The following is a 14,340-nucleotide window of genomic DNA, read 5'->3' as shown; positions in this document are numbered from 1 at the left end:
CATCTTATCTGGATCTCCGGATAACACGTATTCCCGCGGGGACAGGTCGATCTCTAGCGCTTCGCGTTCCTCGTCCGATAAGTCGGCGAGCCGGCGGTCGAGCATAGCTTCTGCCGTCGAGACCAGTTGGATTACAGCAGCATGCCCATCAGCAATCGCCGTATCGATCGCGGGCAGCAGGCTTGGGAGCTTCATCGATAAAAGCAGCTGCGCGAAGAAGCGCTGCTTGGTTCCCTCGAAGATCGACAGCGCTGCGGACTTGGCACCTGAGTTGAGCGTCCCGCCAGTCTCACTGTCGACGATCCGTGTGGCTTCCACTGCTTCGCGCAGGTTGGCGTGAATGATTGCCCAGGCCTCAGCATAGGCATCGTAGACCGCGATCTGATCCTCGGTCAGGCAATGCTCTAGGATTTCATATTCGACACCGGCGAAGGAGAGCGCACGCGCGGTGTAGAGGCCAAGCGATTTGAGATCCCGCGCGACCAGTTCCATCGCGGCGATGCCGCCATCGCGAATGTCGGCCACAAATGTCTCGCGATTGGCAAAAGCGGTCTCCGGCCCCCAGAGCCCGAGGCGCGTCGCATAGGCGAGGTTGTTGACGTCGGATGCTCCGGTGGCAGATGCGTAGAGCACCCTTGCCCGAGGCAGTAGGTTCTGCAGGCGCACCCCGGCGATGCCTTGCTCCGATCCTTTGACCTTGCCCCGCGATCCTTCGCCGCCAGCAGCATTGGCCATGGCGTGCGCCTCGTCGAACACGATCACGCCGTCGAAATCTTCACCTGCCCAGGCGAGGATCTGATCAAGCCGCGTTGCGTCGTTTCGGCGCGAGCGGAGCGTCGGATAGGTGACGAAGAGAATCCCGTCGCGCATGGCGATGGGGGTGCCGAGTTTCCAGGACGACAGCGGCTGGATGTCGATCGGGAGACCGCCAAGGGCGGCCCAGTCGCGGCGGGCATCTTCCAGCAGCGCCTCGTTCTTCGAAATCCAGATATGGCGGCGTTCGCCGCGCACCCAGCGATCTAGAATGACGCTCGCGACCTGGCGGCCCTTACCAGCGCCAGTGCCATCCCCGAGGAAATAGCCTTGCCGGTAGACGTGACCTTCCGCCGACGCCTTGAGCGAACAGCCCTTGTCCTCCGGTGCGAATCGGCCGGGAAGGTCGCGCACATGCGCACTCGCGGCATAGATAAGGGTCTCCGCCTGGGCAGCAGACAGAATCCCCTTGGAAACCAGTCCATCCGGAAGCTGCGGCACCGCCTCTGGCTTGGGGGCCGAGATCGAACCCATGGCGACGGACTCAACGAGCGCCGTCGGATGCTCGGCCGCGCAATCGATCACGATCCTGCTCGGTCGATAGGGCAGATAGTGGCCGACTTGGGTCCCAAGCGGCGCAGGGATTTCAAGCGCCTCGTAGGTCAGCGCGCCGATGGCCATCGACGCTGCAGGCGTGATTCTCGCCGGGGCCGGAAGCAGTCTTCGCGGGCCGGCTACCAAACGGAACGGCGCACGAGCCGGGAGGATTGGTTGTTCAGAAGCAGCCTGACTGCTGCCTCGAGCAGGCAAGGCATCGACAAGATCGACCAGCTGGCGGAAGTCGTTCGTACGGATCGCAACAGCCTCATTGGCGCCTTTCACCTTATCGAAAACCAGCAGCCGCGTAGTGATCCCGGTGCCGTTTTTGATGAAGGCACGTTCGACCGCGGCGTTGAGCCGCAGCGCCATTGGCCCCTCCACACCGGCCAGAAACCTTGCGCAATCGAACCAATCCGGCATGATCGCGACAAGCCGCCCGCCGGCCGCCAAACGGTTCCAGGCCGAGCGCAGATGCCTCGCCCCGGTGCGACTATCGTGCCCCCGCTCGATCCCGTGCGAATACGGCGGGTTCATCAGTACGACACTCGGGCTGATGGTCGGATCGAGCAGCTCGTCGATCAGTTCAGCATCGTAGCCGGTCGTTCGAGCCGCAGGGAACAGGGCGCTCAGGTAGTCGCGGCGCAGCGGCGAAATCTCGTTCAAGGCAAGGCGTGTGCCGGCCTTGGAGGCCCAGACCGCGAGCATCCCTGTTCCGGCCGACGGTTCAAGCACGACCTCGTCTGCGACGAGCGCGCAAGCCCGGGCAGCAAGCCAGGCAAGGCGGGGCGGCGTTGCAAACTGCTGCCATTCGATCTGCTCTTCACTGCGATTGGTCTGGGTCGAAATTCGGGCCCCGAGGGAACAGAAGAACCGGTCTGCTTCCTTGATCCGGGCCGAGAGTCGGATCGGCTCCGATGCTTGCAGGTATTGAACTTGCGCAAGCTCGATCGCGGCATGAGCATCGCGAACTGACCATCGCCCGAGAGCATCGCTCCCTCCAAAATGCTCGGTCATGATGCGGTTGATGTCGCTTCGCGAGAGCGTGCGGCCTGCCGCCAACTCCGAGGCCATGGTCTGGGCCGCCATCGCAACGACGGGCGGTGATGGTTCATCAAAGGCAAAGGCGAGAGACGAATTGGACATGGGTACCTCCTGACAAGGTCCTGCGGCTGGCAGGCCTCGATCAGTCGAAGGCCCCCTCCCCTCTGCCCGATGAATCAGTTTGTTCCTCAGGCCGTGAGTTCAGCTCATCGTTCCAGTCAAAACCTGGTGCGGCCGGTGCTTGCGAGTAGATGAGACGCTTGGACGCAGCGTATGCCTTTCGCGCTCGCTGCTCGGCGAGAGCGCCTCCAGCATCATTGTCGATGAACAGATAGAGCTCACGCACACTCTCCGGGATCGCAACAAGGCCGAATCGCTCGTTCCCAAGCGTTGCCCAGCAAGGGATCCCGAACAGCTGCATTGCCGCCAGGGCGCTCTCGATACCTTCGGCAAGGCCCAGACGCCCCTTCACCGGCGGCGCAAGCCTGACGGCACCGCAGCCGAGACTGCCCAGTGCACGCTTGGGCCGCTCAAAGCCTGCCAACCTGCTGCTGCCAATGTCGAGAAACGTTCGGTGTACCGCGATTATGCCAATGTCGGTTGTGACTGCGGACAGCATCGCGGGGAGAAATTGGACAGCGCCGCGCGGCCCGAGCGGCGTGCGCGCCAGATAACGGAGTTGATCGGATGCGCGCAGAAGACCGCGCTGCGCAAGGTATCGTGCGGCAGGGCTGTCGGAGATCGCCGTGGCCGATTGCCACAAGCGCCGTGCATTGGGACTGAAGTCGCCATGACTTTGCCGTTCGATGGTCCCGGCGTCTGAGCCGTTGAAAAGGTCGCGGCTGCGAACGCCCTGGCGATCCAGTGCCGCAATGACATCCTCATTCGGACATCCCGCGAAGCAATGAAACAGGATGGCTTTGCGCCCCAAGGTCACACTCAGCGACGGAGTTCGATCGTCGTGCGCGGGGCAGCAGCACATGCCTTTGCCCCTACGCCATGTACCCTGAAGGCTTTCGACGATGGTGCGGGCGCGGCGTTCGAGTTGATGTGCATTGTCTAACGGGGTCATCGTCCTACTCCGGTTGCGGTGCCCACCCCGTGCAGCCTCCGCTCTGCACCAGCGCCAAACCATTTTCCTACGTCATATGTTCTTTATATGTTCTCTCTCGATTCGACTATCCAAGGATCGAGAAATGAAAATGAAAGCTATCTTGATCGCAGGCATCGCGATCACCTCTGCTATCCCCGCCAGAGCCCAGGATTTGCTCGCGCCAGCCATGATCGAAGCCCCGGCCAGCCACTCTGACGGCATCCGGATTGCTGCAGAATCAAACGGCTTCCAGCTGGTTGAGCATGGGCTTTGGCAATCCGCACAGGACCGGCCGGCACCTGTACTGACGATGCCGCAAAATGGCCGGGTCAAACTGCCATACAGATACGAACCCAAGGCCAAACCTGGCCCATCCGGCTTCAGGCGAGCGAGTTATCTGCCCCACGTCTATGCGGCGGAAGCGAAGTATTCACTGCCTGCCGGCCTGCTCGATGCACTCGTTTGGACGGAATCACGCTACAACCCTTTGGCCGTCAGTCCGGCAGGCGCTGCGGGGCTTGGGCAGCTGATGCCCGCAACGGCAAAGGAACTCGGGGTCTTCAATCGCTTCGATCCTATGGCTAACATCTTCGGCGCTGCGCGGTATCTGCGGCAGATGCTCGACAAGTTCGGCGTGGTTCACCTCGCAGTGGCTGCCTACAATGCCGGTCCAGGGGCGGTAGAACGCGCAGGCGGCATTCCCCGCAATGGCGAGACGCCCGGATATGTCCGCGACGTCCTTCGCCATTGGCGCCTCTAGAGATCGGCTCGAAATGGCCGGAGCAGGGTCCATCGTCCTGCGGTTTCTGGCGGGTTGGTTTTGTAGCGGGTGAGATACCCTTTGAGATTAGCCGTCTTTGGCCTCGGCTGGGTACTTGGCTGCGATCTGCATTACCTCCTTACCCCACAACGCCAACGCCTCGCGTTTCTCGTTGGTATACTGGTGACGGTGATAGACCCCAGCGACGCCAGCCATAGCTGATCCTGACTGGTGATTGAGGACCGCCTCAGAAACCACCAAGGGTATGCCAAGACGCTGGAGACCAGTTGCCACCGTCCGTCGAATATCATGCATTGTGAAGTGACCGGCCTCATAGCCGAGCTTCTCGTCCACGCTTGCTCTGATACGCTTCCAGGCCTTCGATAGTCCGCTGACGCTGTTCGTATTGGTGACCTTCGATGCCAACAGGATCTGGGATTGCTTGTGGGCCTCGTCGGGGTCGATGCCAGCCGCCATGAATATCTCGGTAATGACTGCCAGGGCCTGCGCGGATAGCGGCACCACATTCGCCTTGCCGTTTTTCGCTCGGTCGCCCGGAACTGTCCAGACCTTCGCCTTGAAATCGAACTCGTCGCACGCGGCATCGAGCACCTCGCCCCGGCGCTGAGCCGTAAGGACAAGCATCTGCACAAGATGACCGAATGGATAGCCATCCTCGACAGCAGACTGCCATAGTGCCGCTAGCTCGCGGTCGCTCAGTACACGATCTCGAGGTTCATTCCGCTTCGGGCGCCACGCATCCCGGCAGGGGTTGGCTGGCATATGCTCAAGTCTGGTGAGCGCCCACGTGTAGAAGGTCGAAAGATGGCGATACACGATGCGCGCCATCGTCAGGGTTTCCTTGCCCCGCTCGAACGCAATCTTCTCAACGAAGCGGCTCACGTCACTTCGGGTAATGGAGTCCGCGAGCCGGTCTCCAATCTCCGGTTCAATGTACTTTCGGAAGACCCGATCGAACTCCCTCGCGCTCCGTTTTTTGCCCTCGATCTGCTGAGCAAGGTACGTCTCGTAGAGCTCCGCGACTGTCCCGACGCCTTTTGATCCCTTTCTTTTTGCGCCCGCTTTTCTGGCGATGCTCTTGCCCTGCTCGACATCGACAAGCAGATCGCGCGCCTTCTTGCGGGCGTGGGCCAGGGTGAAACTCGGACCATGGCGTCCGATCGTCACATTCAACCACTTACCCTGAACCCGCTTGCGCAGAATGTACGTCTTGATACCACTGGCACCCATGCGGAGCCTAAGTCCGGGGACGATACCATCGGCGAGCTCAATCTGACCCGCAGCCGGCGCCTTCAGCCCTGCGATCTTAGCGTCCGTCAAACCAACTTTGTTCGCCATATGTACCCGCTACCTTAGGTAGCTTTTTGTAGTGGATACTGGCGAACATTTCAAGAACAATGCGGACTCTGAATCCCAGAATTCCGCCATTTTTGGACACATGCGGACGTGCTAGGACCCTCTGATCATGGCTCTTAATCAGCGGGTCCTAGGTTCGAGCCCTAGTGCGTCCACCACTTCCTTCGACGATCTGCGCCGCAGAACCGCTTCATGAATATGGTCTCGCATATTCCGCGACATGAAACGCGTTCGGCCTCAAATGGCGACTTCGAAACTGTCGGCCCGCGCCAGCTTCCAGGCGTTGCCGTAGAAATCGCGTTCGCAGGCGCCGTCCAGCAATTCGCCTTCCTCGAGGAAGATATGGAGTTGGGAGAAGAGCCGGATTTCGGTCAGGCTGACCCGGCGGACGAGATGGTGCGGGGTGATTTCGCCCGGATGGGCTAGTCCGGCCGTCGCGATCATCTCGGACAGCGCGAGAAGCGTGTTGCGGTGGTAATGATGGACGCGCTGCGCCTTGTCGGGCACGACGAGCGCGCGCTGGCGGACCGGGTCCTGCGTCGCGACGCCCGCCGGGCAGCGGTTGGTATGGCAGGAGAGCGACTGGATGCACCCGATCGCGAACATGAAACCGCGGCCCGCGTTGGTCCAGTCCGCCCCCAGCGCGATCGCGACCGCGATGTCGAAGGCGCTGACGATCTTCCCGGCCGCTCCCACCCGGATCCGGTTGCGCAGCCCCGCCCCCACCAGCGTGTTGTGCACGAAGAGCAGGCTTTCGCGCAGCGGCATGCCGAGGTGGTCGGCGAATTCCTGCGGCGCCGCTCCGGTCCCGCCTTCGGCGCCGTCGACGACGATGTAATCGGGCAATATCCCGGTTTCGAGCATCGCCTTGACGATGCCCATGAATTCCCAGGGCTGGCCGACGCACAGCTTGAAGCCGACCGGCTTGCCGCCCGAAAGGCGGCGCAGGTCGGCGATGAACTGCATGAGTTCGATCGGTGTCGAGAAGGCCTGGTGCCGTGCCGGCGAAATGCAGTCGCGGCCCATCGGGATGCCCCGCGTCGCCGCGATCTCCGCGCTCACCTTTTCGGCGGGCAGGATGCCGCCCTTCCCCGGCTTGGCGCCCTGGCTGATCTTCAGTTCGATCATCCGGACCTGCGGATCGGCCGCCCGTTCCGCAAAGCGGGCGGGGTCGAAGCGGCCGTCTTCGGTGCGACATCCGAAATAGCCGCTGCCGATTTCCCAGATCAGGTCGCCGCCATGCTCGCGATGATAGGGACTGATCGAACCCTCTCCGGTATCGTGCGCGAACCCGCCCAGCTTCGCCCCCTTGTTGAGCGCGCGGATGGCATTGGCGCTCAGCGCCCCGAAACTCATCGCGGAGATGTTGAAGATCGATGCCTGATAGGGTTGCCGGCACGCGTCGCCGCCGATCGCGACCCGGAACGTCGCCGGGTCCGACGGAGGCACGGGGCGGGTCGAATGCGCGATGAATTCATAGCCGTTCTGATAGACGTCGACCAGCGTTCCGAACGGACGATCGCTGATCTGGTTCTTCGCACGCGCGTAGACCAGCGACCGCTGGATACGCGAGAAGGGCGCGCGTTCGTGGTCGCCCTCGATCAGATATTGCCGGATCGCCGGCCGGATCTCCTCGAAGAACCAGCGCAGCCTGCCGACGATCGGGTAATTCCGCTTGACCGCATGCCGTGCCTGGAAAATGTCGAACAAGCCGACGAGCGACAGGGCGACGCTCGCCGGAAAGACGAACAGCGCCCATGGCGTCGGAAGGAACAGCCCCGACACCAGCGCGGCGAGGACGCTGAGGAACAGCGGAGCAAAGCGTTTGGGAAACAAGTCGGTCTCCATTCGATCGTGCGACATGGCAAGGGGAGGAAGGTCGCGATGGCGCGCGACCGAAGGGGCGGTCATCCGGACCGGCGGCGCATCCGCGTCGTCGCTGGCATCGGGATCATATGGTCCGCCGCCCGCCGCGCGGAACGAAACGGGGCGTCGCCTCGCGCTCGTGAAGCAGGCTGACCATCGCGAGCATCACCCGGCGAGCCGATGCGCTCGCACCGATGCGCGGATCGCACCAGAGGCTGGAATAGAGCGCGGCATGGCGACGCAAGGCGCGATCGAGATCGCCCTCCCGGCCCGCCAGGCGGCGTTCGAGGTTCGCCACCGCGTGCGACGCGCGTTCGATCGGCAGGCCGTTCGCGTCGATGGCGCGCCAGACTGCGCGGCGCTGTGCCTCCTGCGCTACGGGCGAAGCGTCGACACGGAAATGTCGGTCGAGCACGGCCTCCATCGGCTCGCCCGGCGCGCGCCGATCGGACAGGCGCAAGGCCAGCGCGAGCATCTGGTCGTCGGCGAGCGGCGAATGCTCGAGCCGCTCGATCGCGCTGTATCCATCGTCCGCAACCGCCCGCATCCGGGACGCTTCCACAGCGGAAGCCAATATTTGCTCCGCCCGCTGCGCGGCTTCGCACAGCAGGCGCGAGAACAGCGCTTGCTGTTCCGCAGGTCCATCCACATCGATCTCCAAAGCGCTGAGCGGCGAGCGGCCCACGGGCGCGAACCATGCCGCATGTCTCGAAAACCCCCGGGCCCGCCGCGATGCGGGTCCGGGGCGGCTAGCCTTCGAGCAGCCGACCGGCGTGATGCGCCGAGCGCCTCAGGGACAGGGAGACATGCATGGCGCGCAACATGGCCTTCTTTGCGGAAAATTCAACAGGCCGCGATGCTTCCTCCGTATCGCGGCACGTCCGGCCACCCGCATCGACCGCACCGCGATCCCATTTCGCGCCGAATTTCGCTTTACAGGGCAGAGGGTGCCCGCCCGCTCTTGGCAGCGGGCCGCGAATGATGAACCATAAGCGGTCGCAAGGGGGATGTGATGGGGGAAGCTCGGTTGGGGAAAACGGCGACCGGCCCGATACGCGGCGGGCGGTCATGACCGACGTCAGGCTGGAGCGCGAGGCGCTGAAGCTGTTCGAGCGGATGCTCGACATCGAGGAAGCGGAACGCGACGCGTGGATCGAAGTGCAGACCGAGAACCGGCCCGAACTGGCGAGCCGGCTGAGGGCGATCCGCCGCGCCGCGGACAATGCGATGCTCCAGACCGGAGCGGCAACCGACGCGCTGGAGGACGAGGAAATTCCCGAGCGCATCGGCGCCTATCGCATCGTCGCGCGCATCGGGCGCGGCGGCATGGGTTCGGTTTATCGCGGCGAGCGCGCGGCGGGCGATTTCGTCCACGAAACGGCGATCAAGATCATCAAGCCGGGGCTGCTTTCCGAGAATCTGGTCGAACGCTTCGAACGCGAGCGCCAGACGCTGGCGCGGCTGCGCCACCCCAATATCGCCCAGCTCTATGACGGCGGCGCGACCGAGAACGGGTCGCCCTATATCGTCATGGAATATGTCGACGGCCTGCCGCTGTTGCAGTGGATCGACGAACATCGGGCGAGCCCGGCCGAGCGGCGGCGGCTGTTCCGCGACATCTGCGCCGCGGTCGGCGTCGCGCACCAGAATCTGATCGTCCACCGCGACCTGACGCCCTCGAATGTGCTCGTCACCCACGACGGAACGGTCAAGCTGATCGATTTCGGCATCGCGCGGCCCGCCGACGCGCTGGCGGGACCCGGCCCGGCCGCGACCACCGGCCGGTCGTCGCTCGACAGCCTGAGCCTGACGCCGGGCTATGCCGCGCCGGAGCGCATGACGGGCGCCGAGGTCACCACCGCCGCCGACATCTTTTCGCTCGGCCGGCTGCTGGCCCGGATGATGTCCGAAGGCGACGACCCCGAATTGCGCGTCCCTGAATTACGCGCCATCGTCGCGCGCGCGACGGCGGAGGAACCGGGGCGGCGCTACCCCACGGCGGAGGCGCTGCGCGCCGACGTCGAGGCCTGGGACGCGAACCTGCCCGTCGCGGCGATGGACGGCGGGCGGGCCTATGTCCTGCGCAAGTTCGTTCAGCGCCACCGCTTCGGCGTGTTCGCCGCCGCTGCCGCCGCGCTGCTGATCGTGGGCGCGTTTGCCGCGACGGGATACGCCTATTCGGTCGCGGATCGTGCACGCGCGGCCGAAGCGACGCGCTTCGGCCAGCTTCGCGACCTCGCGCGCTACATGCTCTTCGATCTCAACGACCGGCTCGAACGCGTCGTCGGCAACACCGAGGCACGCGTCGATCTGGCGCAGAAGGCGCAGACCTATCTGTCCGCGCTGGCCGCATCGCCGGGCATCGAGGATGAGCTGCGGCTGGAAGCGGCCGAGGGTTTCATCAAGCTCGCGCGCATCCAGGGCGTTCCGGGCGAGCCCAATTTCGGCGAGAAGGAACAGGCGCGGGCCAATCTGGCCGCGGCGGAACGGCTGCTGCGCGCCGTTCGCGATCCGGCAGCGCCGACCGCCAACGCCCTGGCGCGGCTGTACGCCCATCGCGCGGTGATCGAGGCGCACGGCTTTCTCGACGCCAAGGCCGCCGACAGGGCGATCGCCGAAGCGGCCCGCGCCCTCGACCGGACGCCCGCGGCGAAACGCGACCTCGGCTGGTTCGAGGCGCGCAGCACCGTCCGCAAGGCACAGATCGAACTCGCCGACCTCGCCGACAGGATGGACCGCGTCGGCGCGCTCGCACAGGATCTGGAAAAGGAGGTCGGCGAATGGCCCGCCGACGCGCAGACCTCGCGCGCGGCCGAACTCGACCGCGCCTATGCCGACTATTACCGCGCCTATGCGCTGTCGTTCGACGACAAGACGATGGAACGGAGCCTGCCGCTGTTCCACGCCGCCGAACAAAGGTTCCGCGATCTCGAGCGCGCGCTGCCGAACGATCCCATCGTCCTCTACATGATCGCTTGGACCGGCTATAACGGCTTTCCGGTCGCCTCGGGCCTCGGCAGGAAGGAAGAGGCCGCCCATTTCATCGAACTGGCGCAGACGACGATCGATCGGCTGATGGCGATCGAGACCCGCGACAATGGCCTGATCACCATGTCGACCGGGATCCGCGAGGCGCAGGCGCAGTGGTTGCGCGACAGGGGCCGCTTCGCCGAAGCCATCGCCACCCAGCGCGAGGTAATCGCCGGACACCGGAAGCTGCTGGCGGTGAAGCGGTCGGCGAACACGCTGGGTGCGCACGGCTTTTCGCATATCATCCTCGGGATCATCGGGCGCGATGCCGGCGACCGGGCGCTGGCGTGCGATTCATGGCGGCAGGCCGAGCGCGACTTCGCGGACCTTCAGAAACGCGGCACGCTGCTCGGCTTCTATGCCGAGTTCCTGCCGGGGCTGCGCGCGAATCTGGCGAAGTGCGCGGCGGGGCGGCCTGCGTCCGATTTCGGCCCGCTCCGCTGACCCGGCATCGCCGCCCCGTGAGACGGCACGGTCAGTCGGGGTCGATCGGATTGGCGAGCGCGTCGGCCAACCAGGCCCGCGCCACCTGCCATCGCCGCTTCACCGTCGGTTCCGACACGCCCATCACCTCGGCGATATCGGCCGTCGTCATGCCGCCGAAATAGCGCATCTCGACGATCTCCATCAGTTCCTCGTCCAGCACCCGCAAACGCATCAGCGCCGCGTCGAGCGCACCGAGGTCGATGCGGCGCGGGCCGTCCTCGATCTGCGTCGACAATTCCACCTTGCGATGGCTGCGCTTCGACGAGGACCGCAGGCGCGCGTGATCGATCAGGATATGGCGCATCATCCGCGACGCGAGCGCGATGAAATGCGACTTGTCGGCCAGCGAGATGCGCTCCATCTGCACGAGCCGCAGCACCGCGTCGTTGATCAAGTCTCCGGTCGAAAGCGACGAATTCTGTTCGCGCCGCAACCGTGCGGCCGCGATCTGCTCGAGTTCGGGATAGAGTTTCCCGATCAGTTGATCGCGCCCGTCGGCGACGCCATCGCGCCAGTTCCGCAACAGCAATCTGGTCTGTGAACTTTCCACGAGCCGAATCCCCTCAACGCTCTGCGACCCGACCTTTCGGTCAGGGTAATATTGCAATGCATCATCGCGCAACCCCCTGCTTTTGCCGCGAATCCCGTTTTCGGGCGCCCGTCGGAATTTCGTCCGCCGCCGTGATCCGAATTCCACCGGTTCGCCGCTAACCAAGACGAGGGCGAACGGGCCGCATGGCGGATGCCGACGCGGAAATGCCGGGACTATTGGGGGACCGTGGGCGCGTGACCGATCGAAAGCGCATATTCGTCGCCAGCGCCGCTGTCCTGGCCGTGGCGGGTGGCCTGTATCTGGCGCTGGCGGACAGCAGCGCCGACAGCCGCCCGGCAGCTCAGCCCGCTATCCAGCCCGCGACGCCCGCCATCCAGCCGCTCGCAGCCGCGCCGCCGGCCGACACGGTGGCGCCGCCCGGCCTCGACGCCTCCCGCCCCAACGACTGCCTGATCGAACCGAGCCGCGTCGTGCGGGTCAACAGCGGTGTCGAGGGCGTCATCGAGGCGATCTACGTCGACCGCGGCGACAATGTCGGCAAGGGACAGGTCGTCGCCCGCCTCCGCGCCGACGTCGACCGCGCGAGCGCCGCCGCCGCGGAGGCCCGCGCCGCCAATGCGCATGCGGTGCGCGCCGCCGACGCCCGCGCCGTCTACCTCGCTTCGGTCAGCCGCCGCAGCGACGAGATCCGCACCCACCTTGCCCGCGACAAGGTGGAGGAGGCAAAGGCCAACGCCGATGCCGCGGCGGAGGAGCGCCGCGCCGCGGCGCAGGACCAGCGCGTCGCCCAGCTCGAATATGTCCGCACCCAGCGCATCCTGACCGAAAAGACCGTTCGCAGCCCGGTCAATGGCGTCGTCGTCGAGCGCGCGATGGCGCCGGGCGAATATCGCGGACCGAGCACGTCGCACATCCTGACGATCGCCCAGATCAACCCGCTCAACGTCGAGGTGTTCGCCCCGATCGCGCAGCTCGGCGCGGTGCACGTCGGCGACATGGTGACGGTGTTCCCCGAGGACCCGGTGGGCGGGTCCTATCAGGCGCAGGTCAAGGTGATCGACCGCGTGTTCGACGCGGCCAGCGGCACCTTCGGGATGCGGCTGGAGCTTCCCAATCCGGGCAACAAGCTACCCGCCGGGCTTCGTTGCCGGCTTGAAATCGGCGGAAAGGCGTCACCGCGCACATGACGGCGCGGGGGCAAGCCAGCGAGAACAGGAGATTCGAGCGATGATGCGAAAAATGGCACTGCTGGGGGGCGCCGCGATGCTGCTCGCTTCGGGGGTCGCGCAGGCCGAAACGCTGCACCAGGCGCTGGAGGCCGCCTATCGTTCGAACCCGACGCTGACCGCGCAGCGCGCGCAGGTGCGCGCGGGCGACGAGAATGTCCCGATCGCGCGTGCCGCGGGCCGGCCGACGCTCGAAGCCTCTGCGGTCTATCAGGAAAATGTCCTGAAGGGCGATCAGACCGGCAACCTCTTCACCTCCGACCCCGATCGCCAGCTCGTCGGACAGCTCAACATGAACGTCCCGCTGATCAGCTTCGGTGCCGTCCGCAATTCGGTGCGGTCGGCCGAAGCCCGCAGCGACGCCAGCCGCCACGGCCTGCGCAGCACCGAATCGGACCTCTTCACTCGCGTCGTCGCGGCCTACATGGACGTCATCCGCGACGAAGCGACGGTGCGCCTCAACCAGCGCAACAGGTCGGTGATCGACTATACGCTGGCCCAGACGCGCGACCGCTTCGACGTCGGCGACGCCGGACCGACCGATGTCGCGCAGGCGGAAGCGCGCGTCGCGCTCGCCATCAGCCAGCTCGAAACCGCCGAAGCGCGGCTGATCGCGAGCCGGGAGAATTATATCCGCCTCGTCGGCAACCCGCCGGGCGACCTCGCCCCGCCCCCGCCGCTGCCGCAATTCCCGGCGACGTCGGAGGAAGCGGTGCGCGTCGCGCTCGACAACAACGCCGCGCTGCTCGCAGCGCAGGCCGAAAACCGCGCCGCAAGGCACGATATCGATGTCGCCGATGCCGAGAATCTGCCGCGCGTCAGTGCGATCGGCGGGCTCAACCGCTATGATTATCTGGGGTCGCTGGCGCCGAACACCGGGCCGCGCAACCGCGATCAGGGAACGACCGGCTATGTCGGCGTGCAGTTGAAGATGCCGCTCTATCAGGGCGGCCGCGTCGCGGCGCAGGCGCGGCAGGCGCGGCAGAAATATGGCGTGACGGTCGAGCAGATCGCCGCCGCCGAGCGCGATGCGGTGGCGGAAACGCGCTCCGCCTTCGCCAACTGGCGATCGACGAGCCGGGTCATCGACGCGGCGCGCAGCGGCGTGCGCGCCAACGAGCGGGCGTTAGTCGGAATCCGCGCCGAAGTGAAGAACGGCCTGCGCCCCCTGCTCGACCAGCTCAACGCCGATCAGGAACTGCTGAATGCCGAGGTCACGCTGGTGACGGCCGAGCGCGATGCCTATGTCGCCGGCTTTGCCCTGCTCGCCGCGATGGGCCGGGCCGAGGCGCGCCACCTCGATTTCGAAACCTCGCTGCTCTACGATCCGATGGTCCATTACGACGATGTGCGCGATCGCGTCTCGCTGTTCGAGGCCGATTCGCCAGTTCCGCAGCCGGTCGCGACCGGAACGGCTGCGACGCCGGCGCAGGACGCCGTCATCAAGACGCCCTGACTCCGGCGGGAAGCCTTCCGATTGCCAGAGCGCCGCCACCGGCCTGATCGGCGATCATCCCGTTTCGACAAGGGGCTGTTCCCCGGCGAAAGCCGGGGT

The 14,340-nt window shown here is 65.3% G+C and carries 10 protein-coding genes; 4 read left to right on the top strand and 6 right to left on the bottom strand.

The window, feature by feature from the left end; all coding sequences use genetic code 11:
- Together SGR02S_RS16310 and SGR02S_RS16305 are read right to left on the bottom strand one after the other, a co-directional pair.
- The coding region (locus SGR02S_RS16310) for a strawberry notch family protein (RefSeq protein WP_067112295.1) at positions 1-2,496 on the bottom strand (2,496 nt) is incomplete at its 3' end.
- A 40-nt stretch (positions 2,497-2,536) separates the two neighbouring features.
- Positions 2,537-3,466, bottom strand: coding sequence for a DUF7146 domain-containing protein (locus tag SGR02S_RS16305; protein WP_067112289.1), 930 nt, complete (start codon positions 3,464-3,466; stop codon positions 2,537-2,539).
- Between the two features lie 124 nt (positions 3,467-3,590).
- On the opposite strand from SGR02S_RS16305, the gene SGR02S_RS16300 reads away from it, so the two are divergent.
- Complete coding sequence (locus SGR02S_RS16300) at positions 3,591-4,247, top strand: lytic transglycosylase domain-containing protein (RefSeq protein WP_067112286.1); 657 nt, start codon at positions 3,591-3,593, stop codon at positions 4,245-4,247.
- An 87-nt stretch (positions 4,248-4,334) separates the two neighbouring features.
- On the opposite strand, the gene SGR02S_RS16295 is transcribed toward SGR02S_RS16300, so the two are convergent.
- The 3 genes from SGR02S_RS16295 to SGR02S_RS16280 form a co-directional block, all read right to left on the bottom strand.
- A complete protein-coding gene (locus SGR02S_RS16295; RefSeq protein WP_067112283.1) occupies positions 4,335-5,606 on the bottom strand; it encodes a tyrosine-type recombinase/integrase in 1,272 nt (423 codons plus the stop codon).
- A 255-nt stretch (positions 5,607-5,861) separates the two neighbouring features.
- Complete coding sequence (locus SGR02S_RS16285; RefSeq protein ID WP_067112281.1) at positions 5,862-7,472, bottom strand: FMN-binding glutamate synthase family protein; 1,611 nt, start codon at positions 7,470-7,472, stop codon at positions 5,862-5,864.
- Positions 7,473-7,575: 103 nt separating this feature from the next.
- Entirely contained in the window at positions 7,576-8,175 is a 600-nt protein-coding gene (locus SGR02S_RS16280; protein ID WP_156483108.1) for a hypothetical protein, read from the bottom strand.
- A 383-nt stretch (positions 8,176-8,558) separates the two neighbouring features.
- Between SGR02S_RS16280 and SGR02S_RS16275 the strand changes: the two genes are divergently transcribed.
- On the top strand, positions 8,559-10,964 hold the full coding sequence (locus SGR02S_RS16275) for a serine/threonine-protein kinase (RefSeq protein WP_067112275.1): 2,406 nt from the start codon (positions 8,559-8,561) through the stop codon (positions 10,962-10,964).
- Positions 10,965-10,995: 31 nt separating this feature from the next.
- Here SGR02S_RS16275 and SGR02S_RS16270 read toward each other — a convergent pair whose 3' ends face one another.
- Entirely contained in the window at positions 10,996-11,556 is a 561-nt protein-coding gene (locus SGR02S_RS16270; protein WP_067112272.1) for an ECF-type sigma factor, read from the bottom strand.
- A 236-nt stretch (positions 11,557-11,792) separates the two neighbouring features.
- Between SGR02S_RS16270 and SGR02S_RS16265 the strand changes: the two genes are divergently transcribed.
- Together SGR02S_RS16265 and SGR02S_RS16260 are read left to right on the top strand one after the other, a co-directional pair.
- Positions 11,793-12,746, top strand: a complete 954-nt coding sequence (locus tag SGR02S_RS16265; protein ID WP_241941229.1) for an efflux RND transporter periplasmic adaptor subunit — start codon at positions 11,793-11,795, stop codon at positions 12,744-12,746.
- A 40-nt stretch (positions 12,747-12,786) separates the two neighbouring features.
- Positions 12,787-14,241, top strand: a complete 1,455-nt coding sequence (locus SGR02S_RS16260) for a TolC family outer membrane protein (RefSeq protein ID WP_082797198.1) — start codon at positions 12,787-12,789, stop codon at positions 14,239-14,241.
- Positions 14,242-14,340: the final 99 nt, after the last annotated feature.

Origin of the sequence: Sphingopyxis granuli NBRC 100800, from assembly GCF_001591045.1 — a bacterium.
Classification (GTDB): domain Bacteria; phylum Pseudomonadota; class Alphaproteobacteria; order Sphingomonadales; family Sphingomonadaceae; genus Sphingopyxis; species Sphingopyxis granuli.
This window is presented reverse-complemented; position numbering and strand designations above follow the sequence as displayed.